This window comes from Variovorax sp. Sphag1AA (assembly GCF_014192575.1).
In the GTDB taxonomy this organism is placed as follows: domain Bacteria; phylum Pseudomonadota; class Gammaproteobacteria; order Burkholderiales; family Burkholderiaceae_C; genus Variovorax.
This window is the reverse complement of record NZ_JACHYC010000009.1, coordinates 167,138-183,307: the sequence shown is the minus strand read 5'-3', so window position 1 is coordinate 183,307 and position 16,170 is coordinate 167,138. Positions and strand designations below refer to the sequence as shown.

Annotated in this window: 15 protein-coding genes; 1 reads left to right on the top strand and 14 read right to left on the bottom strand. The window is 65.5% G+C overall.

From position 1 onward, the window contains the following. Positions 1–38 precede the first annotated feature (38 nt). From FHW64_RS30575 to FHW64_RS30550, 6 genes are all read right to left on the bottom strand, one after another. The gene (locus FHW64_RS30575) at positions 39–2,336 is read right to left on the bottom strand and encodes a catecholate siderophore receptor Fiu (RefSeq protein WP_184532452.1); all 2,298 of its coding nucleotides are present in this window, start codon (positions 2,334–2,336) and stop codon (positions 39–41) included. Between the two features lie 234 nt (positions 2,337–2,570). After that, entirely contained in the window at positions 2,571–3,938 is a 1,368-nt protein-coding gene (locus FHW64_RS30570; RefSeq protein WP_184532444.1) for a sulfite reductase subunit alpha, read from the bottom strand. Beyond that, complete coding sequence (locus FHW64_RS30565) at positions 3,935–4,840, bottom strand: FAD:protein FMN transferase (protein ID WP_260306488.1); 906 nt, start codon at positions 4,838–4,840, stop codon at positions 3,935–3,937. Before FHW64_RS30565 ends, FHW64_RS30570 begins: the two co-directional genes overlap by 4 nt. Positions 4,841–4,965: 125 nt before the next feature. After that, the gene (locus FHW64_RS30560; RefSeq protein WP_184532442.1) at positions 4,966–5,766 is read right to left on the bottom strand and encodes a DUF4198 domain-containing protein; all 801 of its coding nucleotides are present in this window, start codon (positions 5,764–5,766) and stop codon (positions 4,966–4,968) included. Between the two features lie 31 nt (positions 5,767–5,797). Next, positions 5,798–6,319 (bottom strand): DUF2271 domain-containing protein, encoded by a 522-nt coding sequence (locus FHW64_RS30555; protein ID WP_184532440.1) that lies wholly within the window; start codon positions 6,317–6,319, stop codon positions 5,798–5,800. Between the two features lie 19 nt (positions 6,320–6,338). Further along, positions 6,339–6,980: a PepSY-associated TM helix domain-containing protein gene (locus FHW64_RS30550; RefSeq protein WP_184532438.1), complete on the bottom strand. Its 642-nt coding sequence runs from the start codon at positions 6,978–6,980 to the stop codon at positions 6,339–6,341. Positions 6,981–7,189: 209 nt separating this feature from the next. Here FHW64_RS30550 and FHW64_RS30545 point away from each other — a divergent pair, with 209 nt between their 5' ends. Then, positions 7,190–9,286 carry a glycosyltransferase family 41 protein gene (locus FHW64_RS30545; protein ID WP_184532436.1) on the top strand — a complete coding sequence of 699 codons (2,097 nt, stop codon included), beginning with the start codon at positions 7,190–7,192 and terminating at the stop codon, positions 9,284–9,286. A gap of 6 nt (positions 9,287–9,292) precedes the next feature. Here the strand turns inward: FHW64_RS30545 and FHW64_RS30540 are convergent, their stop codons facing one another. The 8 genes from FHW64_RS30540 to FHW64_RS30505 are packed head-to-tail and all read right to left on the bottom strand — an operon-like array spanning position 9,293 to position 16,111. Then, positions 9,293–9,880, bottom strand: coding sequence for a flavin reductase family protein (locus tag FHW64_RS30540; RefSeq protein ID WP_184532434.1), 588 nt, complete (start codon positions 9,878–9,880; stop codon positions 9,293–9,295). Between the two features lie 35 nt (positions 9,881–9,915). Next, the gene (locus tag FHW64_RS30535) at positions 9,916–11,013 is read right to left on the bottom strand and encodes an ABC transporter substrate-binding protein (RefSeq protein ID WP_184532432.1); all 1,098 of its coding nucleotides are present in this window, start codon (positions 11,011–11,013) and stop codon (positions 9,916–9,918) included. A 23-nt stretch (positions 11,014–11,036) separates the two neighbouring features. Beyond that, positions 11,037–11,927, bottom strand: a complete 891-nt coding sequence (locus tag FHW64_RS30530) for an ABC transporter permease (protein ID WP_221220719.1) — start codon at positions 11,925–11,927, stop codon at positions 11,037–11,039. A 13-nt stretch (positions 11,928–11,940) separates the two neighbouring features. Next, positions 11,941–12,741 (bottom strand): ABC transporter ATP-binding protein, encoded by an 801-nt coding sequence (locus FHW64_RS30525; protein WP_184532428.1) that lies wholly within the window; start codon positions 12,739–12,741, stop codon positions 11,941–11,943. Then, the gene (locus FHW64_RS30520) at positions 12,738–13,529 is read right to left on the bottom strand and encodes an alpha/beta fold hydrolase (protein WP_184532426.1); all 792 of its coding nucleotides are present in this window, start codon (positions 13,527–13,529) and stop codon (positions 12,738–12,740) included. Before FHW64_RS30520 ends, FHW64_RS30525 begins: the two co-directional genes overlap by 4 nt. Next, positions 13,526–13,933 (bottom strand): VOC family protein, encoded by a 408-nt coding sequence (locus FHW64_RS30515; RefSeq protein ID WP_184532424.1) that lies wholly within the window; start codon positions 13,931–13,933, stop codon positions 13,526–13,528. Before FHW64_RS30515 ends, FHW64_RS30520 begins: the two co-directional genes overlap by 4 nt. Before the next feature lie 4 nt (positions 13,934–13,937). Beyond that, entirely contained in the window at positions 13,938–15,539 is a 1,602-nt protein-coding gene (locus FHW64_RS30510; RefSeq protein WP_184532422.1) for an FAD-dependent monooxygenase, read from the bottom strand. Positions 15,540–15,541: 2 nt separating this feature from the next. Further along, entirely contained in the window at positions 15,542–16,111 is a 570-nt protein-coding gene (locus FHW64_RS30505; RefSeq protein ID WP_184532420.1) for a GAF domain-containing protein, read from the bottom strand. Between the last annotated feature and the right edge of the window lie 59 nt (positions 16,112–16,170).

Genomic DNA, 16,170 nt, shown 5'->3' with positions numbered 1-16,170 from the left:
ATTGTCGCGCCCCTCAGGGCGCGACGCCGCAGCAGTGGTTAGAACTGGAAGTTCGCGGTCAGGCGGTAGGTCCGAGGTGCACCCGGCGTGTAGCGGTAGCCGCTCTTGTTGATGGCCGCCACGTACTCCTTGTCCGTCAGGTTGTAGATGTTGAACTGAAGGTCCAGGTTCTTGTTGATGCGATAGCCGGCCATCGCATCGAAGACCCAGTAGTCCTCGACATACGCCGGCGTGCCGATGGCGCCATCGGTGCCGCGATGCATCTTGCCGTTGTAGCGTGCGCCGATGCCAAGGCTCAGGCCGATGGGCAACTGGTACGTGGTCCAGGCCGTGAACGAGTTCTCCGGCGTATAGGCCAGGACCGAGCCGCCATCCGCGAGGACCGACGGGCCGCTGAGCACCTTCGCGTTCTGATGCGTGAAGCCGGTCGTCACGCTCCAGCGGTCGGTGATCGCACCCACGGCGGCGAGTTCGATGCCCTCGACGCGCTTCTCGCCGGTCTGGTAGTAGTTGCCGCTGACGGCGTCTTGCACCACTTCGTTGCTCACGTCGGTACGGAAGAGCGCTGCGGAGAGGGCAAGCCTCTTTTCCAGCACGTCCCACTTCGTTCCCAGTTCCCAGGTCTTGGTCTTCTGGGGCAGGAAGTCGGTGCGGTTCGCGTTGTTGCCGGTTCCGCCCGCCGCGAGGGTGAAGTTGTTGCCGCCGGGCGGCTGCGCGCCGGTGCCGTAGGCCAGGTAGACGCTGCTGTTCTCGGTCGGCTTGTAGATGGCGCCGAGCTTGCCGGTCCATTCACTGCCCGACACGCCGAACGAAGACGGCGTCAGCGCGCCTGTGGTCGCGTTGAGGGCGCTCGACGCGTAATCGGTCGAGTAGTGATCGAAGCGCAGGCCGCCGGTCAGCATCCAGCGTTCGCTGAGCTTCGCGGTGTCGAATGCGTACACGCCGACGGTGTCGGTCGTGCCGGCCGTGGTCGTGCCGTTCGGCAGGCGGAGGTAGCCGCTGACGTACGGGTTCGGCGAGTAGAGGTTGGCCGCGGGCCAGCTGCCGCTGTTGCGGATGCCCGGAATACCGAAGACGGTCGCGTTCTGGCCGTAGTAGCCCACCGAGTCCTGTTCTTCGCGAATCAGTTCGACACCGGCGTTCATCGTATGGCTGATGCTGCCGGTATTGAACTTCGCGCTGACGTTGGTCTGGTTGGTCAGGATGGAGTTTTCCTGATCCTTGTTGGTCGGATTGCTGCGCGCGATCGTCCAGGTCAGCGGTTGCGTGGGGAAGCGCGTGACCAGGTTCGCCGAACTGCCCATGAAGGACGTCAGCATGTAGTCCTGGTCGGTCTTGCCGTAGCGGAAGGTGTTGCGCAGGGTCACGTCGGGCGTGAAGTCATGTTCGAACCGGGCGGTGAACATGGTCTGCGTCACGTTGTCGAAGTCCCACTGCGTTCCGTAGAAGTTGCTCGAAGCCACGGGCGACGCGGTCGTCAGGAAGCGGCGGGTCGGGTCGGGCGACGTGTAGCCCGGCAGGCCGATCGTCGGAACGCCCCCGTCGGGGATGTTGTTCTGCTTGACGTAGACCAGATCGAAGTAGAAGCGCGTCGGCGAATTCAGGCCGAAGGCGAGCGATGGCGCAATGCCCCAGCGCTTGTTGTTCACGACATCGCGGCCGGCGCCATCCGCATCCAGCGCGAACGCATTGAGGCGCAGGGCCGAGCCGATGCCATCGGGGCCGCTCAGGACTTTGTTCCAGTCGATGGTGGTGCGCTTGAAGTCGTCGCTGCCGATGCTCACGGAGCCGAGGAAGCTGTCGGACAGCTGCGGCTTCTTGGTGATCATGTTGATGTAGCCCGTCGGCGACGTGCGGCCCGTATCGGTGCCGGCGGGGCCCTTCACGACTTCGATCTGATCGATGTTGAAGGTGTCGCGCGAGACAGAGCCCGTGTCGCGGATGCCATCGACAAAGATGCTGCTCGAGCTGTCGAAGCCGCGCATGTAGATCGAGTCACCCGTGCTGGTGGTGCCGTTCTCGCCGAGGAAGAAGGTGCCGACGCCGGGCGAGTTGCGCAGCGCTTCGGTCAGCGTCGTCGCGCCTTGCTCGCGCATGACCGTCTCGGGAATGATCTGGATCGTCTGCGGGGTGTTGACCAGCGGAGCCGTGAACTTGGGGTTGGCCGAGTTGTCGACCTTGACGTCCGACGCGGTGCCTTCGACACGGACTTCCTTGAGGGTGTTCGTGGAGGTTTGAGCGGAGACGGGGAGGGCGAGTGCAACGAGGGTGGCAGCGGCCGCGCTACCGAGCGGCGGCAAGACGCGCGCATGCTTGCGGCTCTTGATGTAAGCCATGAAGGTTCTCCTGGAAGGAAGGCAAATGAGAGAGAACTCGACTGGCTGGTCGCATGGAGCCTGATGGCTGTGGCGATTGGCTGGTTGAAGTCTGAGATTCGCGGTTTGCGAAACCTCGCAAATGATAATGAATCGCAATACAAATGTAACGCGAAATCCTCAATTTCGTCGCAATGCAGCAACGACGCGCGTTCAACTGACGAACGAAAACGAGGGAAGAAGAGAGGGATCCGCTCAGTAAACGTCGCGGCGATAGCGATCGCTCGCGGAGAGCTCGCCCATCGCCTCGACGCCGAGGATCTGCCTGAGCGCCGCGTCGACGCCCGACGCCATGCCGTTCAGGCTGCCGCACACATAGATCGCCGCGCCGCGAGCGACCCATTGCGATACGTCCTCATGGGCCTGCAGTAGACGGTGTTGCACGTAGCGCGCTTCCTCCTGGTCCCGCGAGAAGGCCAGGTCGAGCCGACCGAGGACGCCTTCGCGTTGCCATGCCTCGATCTCGGCGCGGCAGAGGAAATCGCATCGCTCGTTGCGCTCGCCGAAGACCAGCCAGTTCTCGCGCTGGCCCATCGCCGCTCTGGCGCGCAGATGGCTCCGAAGTCCCGCGAGCCCCGTTCCGTTGCCGATGAGGATCAACGGGCGGTCGGCATTGCTCCCAAGCCTGAAGCCGTGGTGTGGGCGGATGCGGAAGGTCGCGGTCTCGCCGATGACGAGGGTCGACGTCAACAGTCCGGAGGCGGCGCCCAGCGAGCCGTCGGGGTGTCGTTCCTGCCGAACGAGGAACTGCATTTCCCTGTCTGCGCCGATCGATGCGATCGAGTATTCGCGCGGCCGGCCTGGATCGCTGTCGAGCGTGATTTGCGCCGTGTCGCCGGACTCCCACTGCGCTTCGTGGCCCAGGGCGGGCGTGAAAGCCAGCTCGAAGATCGGGCCGCCCACGCTGCCTTCGTTGAGCAACGTTCGCCGCACGAGTCGCCACGGCTGCGGTGCCGAGGCGGGACTTTCCGTGACGGCCTCTGCATCGCTGCCGCTGCAGTGAGCCTGCCATGCAGCGAGCTGGGCTGCATCGCCGTTGTCCACCTCGATGCGTGCGGATTGGCGCTTGGCGCCCTTCGCCTGAAGCCACTCATCGAGTGCACGGCCGAACGCGCAGAAGTTGGCGTACTGCCGATCACCAAGAGCGAGCACGGCATATCGGAGCGAAGACAGATCAGCGACGGCGCCGCCCATGACACGCTCGGCAAAGAGGCTCGCACCATCCGGCGCATCGCCCTCGCCATAAGTGCTCGCGATGAAGTAGGCGCTTCCCGCAGTGCGCAGGGTGTCTGCATCGACATCGTTGAGCGGCATCAATCGCGAAGGCGTGCCGCGTTCATGGAGCCAGCGCGCCGTCTTCCACGCCAGGGTCTCCGCATTTCCGGTCTGGCTCGCGAAAAGCACCAGGGCCGGCTTGCCGGCACCGCCGCCAGCGAGCGCCGCGCTCGCGCGCGCGTTCTCGAGGCGAATCCGACGCTGCCGCCAATAGACGCTCGTGCAGAGCGCCACATAGGCAAGCACCGTCATGCCGGCACCGACGGCGCGCAACGAAGAGTCGTTCATGCGGCGTGGACTTGCGCCATCCAGCCGTCAGTCGCACACGAAAGACAGCCGTCCTGGTCTTCCTTGACGAACAGTGCGGCGATTTTGTGTCGCTGCGCGAACGCGAAGCCGTCCTCCGGCCCGAGCACCGTGAGCACCGTGGCCAGCGCGTCCGCGTGCATGCAGTGCGGATGGATCACGGAGACGGAAACGAGCGAGTGTCCGACGGGCTCCCCCGTGCGCGGATCGATCGTGTGCGACCAACGCTGCGCATCGACTTCATGCACATGCCAGCGATTGCCGGATGTCGCGATGGCCGTGTCGGCGAGCGCTATGTGAACCGATTGCGTGCCCGCCTCGACAAGCACGCGCCAAGGCTCTCCAGACGGACGCCGTCCGAGGCAGCGCACTTCGCCACCGACTTCCACGAGGAAGGCTCGAAGGCCGAGGGCCTTCAGCGAATCGGCAACTTGATCGACCGAGAAACCCTTGGCGATACCCGACAGATCGAGCCGCACGCCGCCGGGCTGCGTGATCGTGCGTGTCGTGTCATCGAACTGCAGCTTCTGCCAGCCGATGCGCGAGCGCGCGGCAGCGAGGTCGGACGGTGAGGGCAGGCTCATCACCGCCGCGGCGTGCGAGCCGAATCCCCAGAGCGAAACCAGCGGTCCGATCGTCGGGTCGATCGCGCCGCCGCTCGCGGCCGCCCAGCGCAGCCCGCAGGCGAGCACCTCGGCGAATTCCGGCTCCAGCGCATGACGGCTCCCCGCAGGCGCTTCGTTGAAGCGCGTGATGCTCGAGTCGGCCTCCCAGGTGCTCATCTGCGCGATCACGACGTCCAGCGCTTCCTCGATGGCTGCGCGGATGGCTTCGAGCGGCACCATCGACGGATTGTCCAGACGGACGCTCCAGGTGGTCCCCATCGTGCGGCCGCTCAGGCTTTGCAGGCGCGCCGGATCCGCGAGACGCGGGGCGGCGCTGTTTGCATAGCCACCGGCTCCCCATGTCGCGAAAGAAACGCGCGGGGATGTCTGGTCCGCCGGGGAAGTCAGGGCATCACTTCCAGAGTCGCGGCGTAGCTGAGGCGCCGTTCCTTGGCGGCGGGCACCGATGTCTTCGCGTCTTTTCCGGTGGCCTCGAGCCAGTACATGCCCGCCTCGGGCCAGGTGACCGAGAACTGGCCGTTGGCGTCCGTGTGGACCGTGAGTTCGTTGATCTTGTCGCGATAGCGCGTGTTGCCCTGCGTGACCGTCACATCGAAGTTCTTGGCCGGCTGTCCGTCGATGTGCAGCGCGAAAGTGGCCTTCTCGCCCTTGACGAGATCCGTCGGATTGGCGGCAATCAGCTCCAGCCCCTTGCCGCTCGGCTTCAGCGCGCTGGGCTTGCCGACAGTGACGAAGGTTTCGATGCGGCCCGCGGACTGCGTGACCTCGACTTCCTGCGCATCGGCCGGGATCTGGCTCGTGATGTTCTCCGGCGTGCCACGCGCGCGCTTGACCTGACCGGTGGCCTTGTCCTTCCAGCGCGCGAAGACGCCACCGTTGAGCACTGCAACCCGGTACGTTCCCGGTTGCACGAGGTTCAGATCGAACACGCTGCGCAGCTTGCCCTCATGAACGTTCTCGGGCTTGATCGTGCTGCCGTCGGGCGCGGTGACGACGAGGTTGTCGAGGCCCATCGGGCGATGGTTGAAGAAGAACAGGTCGTTCGAGACCGCGGCATCGACCGTAATCCAGTCGCCCTTCGACAGCACCGTGCTCGACGGCAGCAGCCAGACGTTATGTGCGTGGACGGCGGCGCTGGCGGAAAGGGCGAGGGCGATCGAGGCAATGCGGGTGGCAATCTTCATGATGAATTCCCGGTGTCGAGGATGAAAAGGTTCAGGGCGCGAGATCGAGCTTGATCTCGCCGAGTTCGCTGCTGCCGGCGACAGTCGCGGTTTCGGCCTTTGCTGGAGGCCACTGGAAGGGGATGCTCACGATCTCGCGTCCACCGACTTCGCGGGCCGCCTCGACATAGAGCTTGTAGGCGCCCGGCGCCAGCTTCGGCAGCGCGACCGAGCCTTCGGTGAAGGCGATCTGGTGCTTGCCCGCGGGTCGCGTCGCACTGCTCACGCCATCGACAGGCATCTGCAGCTCGCGGCCCGTGCGGCGCCACCACTGCCGCATGTCCTTGAGCCATTTCGTCCCTTCGCCCTCGGCGTTGCCCTTGTTCTTGACGTCGTACCACACGGCCAGCGTCGTCGCGACCGACTGGTCGGGTCGCTCGATCCACGCGGCGACGTAAGGGCGGTGGTACTCCGCGACGTTGAGGCGCGGCACTTCGATGTTGACGGAGAGCCCTCCGGCGAAGGCCGGCGCGCCGAGCAGCGCAACGAGAGCGAGGGAGTAGCGAACTTGCACGAAAACCTCTTTCCTGAGATCAATGAATGAACAGCAAGGCAAGCAGCACCGGGATCACGAGCCCCATCCCGGCCACCGGCCAGGTGAAGGGCCTGTTGCCCGCATGCATCTTGAGAATGAACAGCCCGGTGATCGAGAACACCAGCGCCGCCACGGCGAAGATGTCGATGAACCAGCTCCAGGCCGCGCCCGTGTTGCGGCCCTTGTGCAGATCGTTGAAGTACGACAGCCAGCCGCGGTCGGTGCGCTCGTACTCGATCTCGCCGTCGTCGAGGCTGAGGCGAAGCCAGGCGTCGCCGCCCGGACGCGGAAGCGAAAGATAGATTTCGTCGTCGGTCCACTCGGCCTCTCGGTCCGAGGTCTGGATCGACCATTCGTGCTTGATCCAAGCCTGGAGCGCCTCGGGCAATTCAGCCTTGCCCTTGTTCGCCTTGGCTGCGGGCACTGCCTGCTCGAGTTGCTCGCGCAGGGGCGCATCGATCTTCGCCGTGCGATGGGTGACTTGGGGCTTGGCCTCGATGCTTGCCGCATGGTTGAGCGTGAAGCCGGTGACCGCGAACAGCACCATCCCCACGAGGCAAACCGCGGAGCTGATCCAGTGCCATTCGTGCAGGGTCTTCAGCCAGTAGGCGCGGCGGCGGGCGTTGGGAGCGGAGGTCATCTGAGCCCGCCATTCTAGACATCAAATGCGAATGAATGTCATTTGCGGCGGATCGAGCAGAAATAGCGGCACTGTCGATTTCCGCCTGAAGTCCTTTGCACGCCGCGATTCCGCGCTACGAATTCCATAGCAAGTGAAGTTAAGTAAAGGGCTTGGGGGAGGGCAAGCTGCACCCCGCCTGCGTTGTTCGATGCATCAGAATCGGCGCCATGCCGAGCGCAGCGCATCCCCTACTCGTCCAAGCCGAACAGCTGTTCCGATCGGGCCGCGCGCCTCAGGCCGAGGCCATGCTGCGCACCATGATCGACAAGCCGGACGCACCTTCGCGCGCCCTCGAGCTTCTGGCCTTCATCCGCGGCAACCAGGGCGACATGGCAGGCTGCGAGCACTACCTCGCGCGCGCTGTTGTCTTGCCCGGCTGCTCCGCCGAAGCGCACTTCTATCTGGGTCGCGTGCGCCTTCAAAGGGGCAGTGCGCGCGAAGCCATCGCCTGCTTCGAGCGCGCGATCCGCGAAGCCGGCGAGTTCTTCGAAGCGCTGCATGAAATCGGCGTCGCCCACAGTGCGACGGGCGACCATGCGCTGGCGCTCGCGGCGTTCGAGCGCGCGGCACGCCTCAATGATCGCGTGCCCGAACTCCAGCTCAATCTCGGAAGCAGCCTGCTGGCATTGCAGCGTCCGCAGCAGGCCGTGGTTCACTTCGAGCGCGCGCTGAAGCTCCAGCCCCAGCTCGCGCGCGCATGGTCGGAGCGCGCCATGGCGCTCGCTGAGCTCGGCCGACTCGACGACGCTCTCGCGAGCTGCGAGCGCGCGCTGCAGTTCGCGCCGCAGGATGTCTATGCATCGATGAACCAGGTCGCACTCCTCGAACGCGCAGGCCGCCAGGACGCCGCGCGCAAAGCCCTGTCACGTCTCGCCCGGCTGCCTGCCGACACCGCCCACATGCGCGGGTACTGGCTGCACGACCGAATGCTGGCGTGCCGTTGGGACGGTTACCGGTCGCTGCTGCAGGAGACATTCAGTCGCGTGCTGGCTGGAGAACAAGCGGCCGAACCCTTCGCACTCCTGCCGACCGGCGCTGACCCGAACGTGCTCTTCACCTGCGCAAAGCGCTACGCACAGGATCATGCGGCCTCGGCATCAAGCCCCGCACTGGCGCCTAGAGACGCGGCTTCACGCCGTCTACGCATCGGCTACTTTTCATCCGGCTTCGGTCCGCATCCAACCTCGCAGCTCATTGCGCGCCTCTTCGAGTGCCACGACCGCGAGCGCTTCGAATGCTTCGGCTTTTCGTTCGGCCCGCCGATCTCGGATCCGCTGGGCCGACGCGTCATGCAATCGCTCGATCACTTCATGGAGGTGGCGAACCGCGACGATCCACAGATTGCGGCAATGGCGCATGAAGCAGGCATCGACATCGCGATCGATCTCAACGGCTACATCGAAGGATCCCGCCCCGGCATCTTCGCCCACCGCGCTGCGCCGCTGCAGGTCAGCTATCTCGGCTATCCCGGCACCATGGGCGCGGACTTCATCGACTACATCCTTGCCGACCCTGTGGTGATCCGGCCTGAGGACGAGCGCTTCTACAGTGAAAAGGTCGTCCGCTTGCCCGGCTCGTACCAATGCAACGACGAGCTTGCAGAGATCGCGCCCTGCGCAATCACGCGCGAGCAGGCCGGGCTGCCGGCGGACGGCTTCGTGTTCGCGTGCTTCAACAACAACTACAAGATCACGCCCGACGTCTTCGACGTGTGGATGCGCCTGCTGTCCGCCGTACCCGGCAGCGTGCTGTGGCTCCTGGAAGGTCACGCGGGCGCACCGTCGGCGCTTGCCGCGGAAGCGCAGAAGCGCGGCGTCGACCCGTCGCGAATCGTGTGGGCGAAGCGATCGTCGCATGCGGAGCATCTGTCGCGCCATGCACTGGCGGACCTTTTCCTCGACACCTTTCACTACAACGCGCACACCACCTGCAGCGATGCATTGCGCGCCGGCTTGCCCCTGCTCACGCTCGAAGGAGACACCTTCGCGGCGCGCGTGGCGTCCAGCCTGCTCGGTGCAATGGGGTTGCCTGAACTCGTGACGAAGGATGTCGAGTCTTACGAGGCTCGCGCACTCGAATTCGCTCGCTCGCCGCAATCGCTTGCGGCGTTGCGGAACAAGCTGCTGCTGCAGCGAAAGACCAGCAGCGTGTTCGATGCCCGCCGCTTCACCCGTCACTTCGAAGCCGCGTGCGAGGCCATGTGGGCACGCCACGTTGCTGGCTTGCCTCCCGAGGCCATCGACGTCGCTCGATTCGAGGTGTGACCGCTGTCAGGGCTGCGCGGCGCGGAAGCTGGCGCCGGCGCTCACGAAGTTTCCGCCGCCGAGATGGTGGATCGTGTGCAGCGCCTTGTTGTCGTCACCGAACTGCCAATGGCCGCCTGAGAAGATGCGCTCGTCGGCCGCTGCCGCGACCACTTCACCGAAGCAGGTGTCGTAGGCGTCTTCGGTGTGCGCCTCGGGAATGAGTCGGCATTCGAGCCATGCCGCGCAACCAGTTTCGAGGAGCGGTACGCCAAGCACCGGACCGGGCCGCGCAACGAGTTGGTGTCGCGCGAACTTGTCGACCGAGCGACCGCTCTCGCTGCCGACCGCATAGGTCGTGTCGACGAACGAGACGCTCGGGATGCACAGCCCAAACACCCCGCTCGCTGCAACCAACTCACGCGTGAAGGTGTGCTTGTCGATGACCACCGCAACGCGCGGCGGCGTGAACTCCACCGGCATCGACCATGCCGCCGCCATGACGTTGCGACGCCCGTCGTGCGCGCTGGTCACCAGCACCGTCGGGCCATGGTTGATGAGCCGACAGGCATGCTGGAGCGCGACGGGGCGGAAGTGTTCGTTCGTCGAATTCATCGAGCGATTCTTGCACCTCCGCGGCGCGTGCGGGCTCAGAGCCTGAAGGCCTTCGCCATGTCGACCACCGCCTGCCGGTCGAAGGCGTTGATGTCGTCGATCAGCTCGTTGGTGAACAGTCGGTTCGGATCGCCGAGTTCCTCGGCCAGCTTCGGGTTCTTGCTGCTGTCAGCCGTCATCTCGATGTTCGCCTTCCATTCGGACAGCGACGACGCACCCATGCGCTGGTCGGGATCGTCGGGCCGTCGCATCCAGCTGTTCTTGCGGTCCTTGAGGATGAAGGCGAGTTCCTTGCGCGCCTCGTCTTCGCTGCGGCCCTTGGGCCGGCTTTCGGGGTACACCGCCCAGTGCAGGTCGATGGCCGCTTCGAGGTTCGCGTTCGAGAAGATGGTGGATTTGGCGATGCCCTGGAACAGCGCCACGAGCGACTTGCGCTCCTCCTTCAGCAGCTTCCTCGGCACGCAGATCCAGCCCGACCCGACCTGCGCGAACTTCGGCGTGATCGGCACGTAGCGCAGCTTCGTTCCTACCAGTTCGATGCGTGCGGCGGCGGTGTCGAAGGTCACCATCGCGTCCACCCGGTCGTTGTCGATGGCGGCGCCGGCTGGTGCACCGTCGCCGATGGCGATGTACTCGCACTTGTCGTCTTTCAGGCCCAGCTCGGCCAGCATGGTCTTGGTGATGACGATGCCGGTATCGCCCTGGCTTCGCACGCCGATGCGTTTGCCCGCGAGGTCCGCCGCCGACTTGATCGGGCTGCCCGGCTTCACCACGATCACGTTCGCATTGCGCGGCAGCCACTTGTAGACGCTGACGAGGTCGAGCGACGGGTCCTTCGCCATCGCGGGCAACAGCAGCCCCGGCACCGCCGGCCCGAAGTCCACATGGCCGGCTCGCAGGCTCTGCAGCGCCTGCGTCATGCTGGACATGTTGACGTACTCCACATCCACGCCGTTGGGCTTGTAGAAGTTGAGCTTCGGATGCTGGCCCGCGGTGCAGAAGCACTGCTGCGGATCGTTCACCGCCGCGGTGTTCGCCACCTTCATCACGCGCACAGCCTGCGCCAGTGCCGGAAGCCCGGCGCCAAGGCCCAAGGCGCCGAGGCCCAGGCCGAAATCACGTCGCGTCAACATGGTCCACTCCTTCATGAAGAACTTCAGACATTCACCGTCCGCTGGGAGGTGTCGGCCGGCATCCAGTGCAGCACGCGTCGCTGGATGCGGCGCAGGAGGCCCGTGAGCACGATCCCGATCACCGACAGCACCACGCACACCGCGAAGCTGCCGCCGGTATCGGCCTGTGCCTCCATCTGCAGGATGAGCACGCCGAGCCCCGCCTGTGCGCCGACGAATTCGCCGACCACCGCGCCGACCACGCTGAAGGCGGCCGCCATGTTGAGCCCCGCGAAGATGTACGGCAGCGCGCTCGGGAACTTGGCCTTGCGGAAGATCTGCCATGGCGTTGCCGACAGCGAACGCAGCAGGTCGATGCGGTCCGGGTCTACCGCCTTGAAGCCCGCGATGCTGGTCACCAGCACCGGGAAGAAGGTGAGCAGGCAGATGATCATCACCTTCGACCCGATCCCGAAGCCCAGCCACACCACGATGATCGGTGCGACCGCCACCTTGGGCACACTCTGCAATGCGGCGACGTAGGGCTCCAGCAGCGCTTCGACCTTCGGCATCTGCGACACCACGATGCCGATCGCGAGCCCCACGCCGCTGCCGATGAGGAAGCCCAGCAGGATCTCGGCGACCGTCACGCCACCGTGATACCAGAAGCCATCTTTCGCAAGCGGCCCGGTCGCGAGCCCACGCCAGAGCGCGACCGCGATGTCGCTCACCGGAGGCACGAGGTGCTGCGGCACCTTGAAGAATCGCACGGCCGCTTCCCACGAGCCGAGCAGCGTGACGAGCAGCAGGACCGACTGCACCCGGGTCGAAGCGAGCGGATTGGCCCGACGCGAGTGCTTCGGCCTTGCCGCCTTCGTTGTGGTGTCTTCCGGGTGCGCAATGGAATCAGTCGTGGTGAGCATGGCGGTTGTCATCGGAAGCTCCCTGTCAGTCGAATGAAGCGGCATGCGAGAAGCGCTCGCGGATCGAGGCCGTCGCAGCGGCGAACGCAGGATGCGTCATCACATCCATCGAGCGCGGACGCGGCAGGTCGATGGGCAGCACCCGTTCCAGCGTGCCGGGGCGGGGCGACATCACGAACACCTTGTCGCCGAGAAACACCGCTTCGGGAATCGAGTGGGTGATGAGGACGACCGTCTTGCCGCTCTCCATCCAGATGCGCTGCAACTCCAGGTTCATGCGCTCGCGCGTCATCGCGTCGAGCGCGCCGAAGGGCTCGTCCATCAGCAGGATCTTCGGATCGTGCAGAAGCGCCCGCGCGATCGAGGCGCGCTGCTGCATGCCGCCGCTCAACTGGCGTGGCAGCTTGTGTTCGAAGCCGTCGAGGCGAACCATGTGCAGCAGTTGCATCGCACGCTCGCGCGCCTGCTTCATCGGAATGCCCAGCACTTCCGCGGGCAGCATCACGTTCTCGAGGATGGTGCGCCACGGCAGCAGGATCGAACTCTGGAACACCACGCCCACGTCGCGCCGGGTGCCACGGATCGGCTGGCCGTCGAGCGCGACGCGGCCGACGTCGTAGTCGAGCAGCCCTGCCAGGATGCGCAGCAGCGTGCTCTTTCCACAGCCGCTCGGGCCCACGATGGTCACGAAGCTGCCTTGTTCGATGCTGCAGTCGATGTCCTTCAGCGCGAGCACGCCTTCGCCACCATCGCCGAAGTGCTTCGACAGGCCTTCGACGCGGATGTAGTCGGGCCGCCCGCGCGATCGTTCGCTGGTCGTGTTCATGCCTTGGCTCCTTCGGGTTGGAGAAAGCGGACGATGTGATGCGCCAGCACCTCCGGCGCTTGCATCGCGGTCACATGGCCGATGGCGGGCAGCAGCACGGCATCGGCGCCGCGGATGCGCCCGGCCATGGCGAGGGTCACGCTGGGCGGAACGACGCGATCGAGTTCGCCGGCGAGCACCAGCGTGGGCGCGACGATGTCGGCCACGCCGCGTTCGATCGTGGTTTGCACCGTTGCGCCGCGCCGTGCGGAGCGCGTCGATGCGGGCCGTGCAGTCGCGAACACCCGGCGCAGCTCCGGACGCTGCTTGAGGAAGGCTTCGGGGAAGAACCAGGTCGCCAGTTCCTCGGCCGTGCCCGGCAGGTCGCGTCGCAGCTCGCCCAGTCGACGCGCATCCGGGCACAGTTCCTCGTAGGGCCGCGGCAGCGGCCATGTGCTGCCGAGCACGAGGTGGTCGACTGCACGCGGATGCAAAAGCGCCAACGCCTGCGCCACCCGTCCACCAAAGGACGAGCCGAACACGTGCGCGCGCTTGAGTCCCAGCGCCTTGATCAAGAGCTGTGCGTCGTTCGCAAGATCGGCGAGCGTCGGCGCGCGCTCAGGGCCTTCGGTCTCGCCGCAGTCGCGCTGGTCATACGCGATCACCGTGAAGTGCTTCGACAGAAGCGGCACCAGCGCCGAGAACATTTGACGGGAGGCTTCCGCGCCATGCATCAGCATCAGCGGTGGGCCGTCGCCGTCGCGGTCGAAGGCAACGCGCACTTCGCCGACCTGCACGAAGTGCGTCATGCGCCGCTCCCTTCTTCCTGGTCCAGCCAGAAGGTCATCTCGATCTTGAGGCCGCGCGGATCGTGGAGAAAGAGCTGGTGAATCGCCCAGCCGGGAATTGGCGCTTCTGCAAACGGCACGCCCAGCGCGCGAAGATGCTCCCGCATCTCGACGAGCCCGCGCGAGCGGAAAGAGATGTGGTCGAGGTGGCCCGTGACGGGATCCACGGGTGCGTCCGGCGTCGACAGGTGCGCGTAGAGGTGCACGATCGGCTGGCCATCCGCATAGAGCCACGCACCGGGTGCCGGGATCTCCGGCCGCGCGCCGATGGTCAGGCGCATCACCCGCGTGTAGAAGTCCACCAGCGGTGGCAGTTCGTCCGGCGTGCAGCGGATCGTGAAGTGGTGCAGGGCGGTGACTGGCATGGCATCAATCCAGTAGCGTCGATAGGACAGCCGACAGTTCCGCGGCCGGGTCGGATGGCGTCCACGGCATGCGGAAGGCCACATGGCCGTCGGGCCGCACCAGCACTGCACCGCGCAGGCCGAGCAGGAGGCCGTCCTTCTCATGCGAGTCGTAGAGTTGCCTGGCGAGCACGGTTCGCCCGTTCTTGCCGGACACGGCGCGCGCTGCTTCCATCCATGCATCGGCCTTCGGTCCTGCGACCAGCACGAACTCGCGATCGAACCAGTCGAGCGTGGTGGTGCGCCGCGCAAGGTCCAGCCAGATGTGCGGAAAGCGCATGCCCGGCTTGTCACTCGGTTCGTACCAGCGTGCACGCATCACATGCTTGCCGGTGCCGTCTGGGATCACCGCGCCGTCCTCGTAGCAGAAGCCCAGCGACTGGCCGATGCTGTGGATGTGGTTGTCGCTGTCGCGGATCCAGAAGTCGATGCGATCCGGATTGCCCGAGCGCAGCGCCTCGTCGCACTGGATGAAGCGCGACGCGTTGTGCAGGCTGAAGTCCGCGTTCGACTCCGCCACCGGACGGCGCTCGCGGTCGTAACTGTCGAGCAGGCGCGCGCTCGCACGCCCTGTGAGCACGAAGGCCAGCTTCCACGCGAGGTTGTGTGCGTCCTGGATGCCCGAGTTCATGCCGTAGCCGCCATTCGGCGGAAAGCGATGCGCCGAATCGCCCACCAGCAGCACGCGCCCCTTGCGGAAGGTCGCGGCCACCTGACGGCTCATGCGCCACACCGAGCGGTTGATCACCTTCACGTCGAGGTTCGGCACGCCGGACATCGTGCGTGCCAGCTTCACCACTTCGTCATCGGTGCGCTCGCCGATGCGTTCATCGACTTCGCGGCCCACCGGCAGAAGTGTCAGCCACTTGTCCTTGCCATTGGTGTTGAGCACCGTGGAGATCGGGTAGGGCGAATCCTTCGCGTAGACGCGCCAGCCGGCGCAGAAAGCGGCATCGCGCACATGCGAGAGATCGGCCTGCCAGTACTCGTTGGCCATGACTGCGAGCGTGGCGGGGCCGCGCATCTCGATGTCGGCCTGTCGACGCACCGAGCTCGTCGCGCCATCAGCCGCGATCAGGTACTGCGCGTGCCACGTCGCGGTCTCGCCGCTGTTGACGTTGCGGCTGGTCACCGCAATGCCGGTGCCGCCTTCGTCGTAGTTCAGGAACTCGTGGCCGTAGAGGATGCGGCCCACCTCGCTCTTGCGGGCATGGTCGAGCAGTTCCTCCTCCACCGTGTCCTGCGACTGGATGATCTTCCAGCACGGCGAGTGGCCCAGGTTCGGCTCTGGATTGGTGCGTCCCCATTCGTGGCCGCTCATCGATTCGCAGAACGAAAAGAAGTCCGAGCCGTCCGGCAGCGCATGACGCTTCATCAGCCCGTCGATGCCCCACTGGCGGAAGATCTCCATCGTGCGGGTGTAGGTGCCGCGCGCCTTCGGATGGTCGGTGGTCGTCGCGCTGCGTTCGAGCAGCACGAAGTCGATGCCGAAGCGTTGCAACAGGATCGCCATCGACAAACCGGCCGGGCCGCCGCCGACGATCACGACAGGGACTTTGCTTTGCATGTTCAAGCCTCCAGAGGGGATGAGAGGGAGACACCGGTGAAGCGATAGGCCAACCCGGGCGCGGCAGGCACCCAGCGCGCGGCGGCGAGCGCCAGCAGCCGGATGCCGAGGACTTCCTGCGGCAGCCAGCGGGCGCGGGTGCCGAAGACGTTGAAGGTGGCGTAGCAGAGGTCGCCCTGCATCAGCGGCACGTTGATCACGCTGCGCACCTTGTAGGCGCGCATCTGCTCGAAGTCGTCGAAGTGCTGCGCCAGCACGTGTTCGCCTTCGCCGACGAACACGCGGCCCCGCACGAAGAGGCACTCGGTCCACGGCGTCAGCGTCTTCCGCTTCGCGCCGTTGACCGGAAAGCTCGCCGCCTCCGATGAATAGAAGCGGCGCAGGAGCACCTGGCCCGGGGCGTCGCGCCCCGTCGTCACGTTCTGCTGGATGCTGAAGATGCTGCCGGAGGCAATCAGCGAGCGGCACAGATCGATGCGACGCAGCGCTTCGTCGGTGCTCCGCGATTCGGCGAGCGCGTTCAGAAACTCTGCCGTGATGCTTTCGTTCGTGAGTGCGTGGATTGCGTCCATGGGGAAAAGTCTAGGACTCGCAATTCACCAAAGTGAAATAATTGCTGATAGCCCGATAA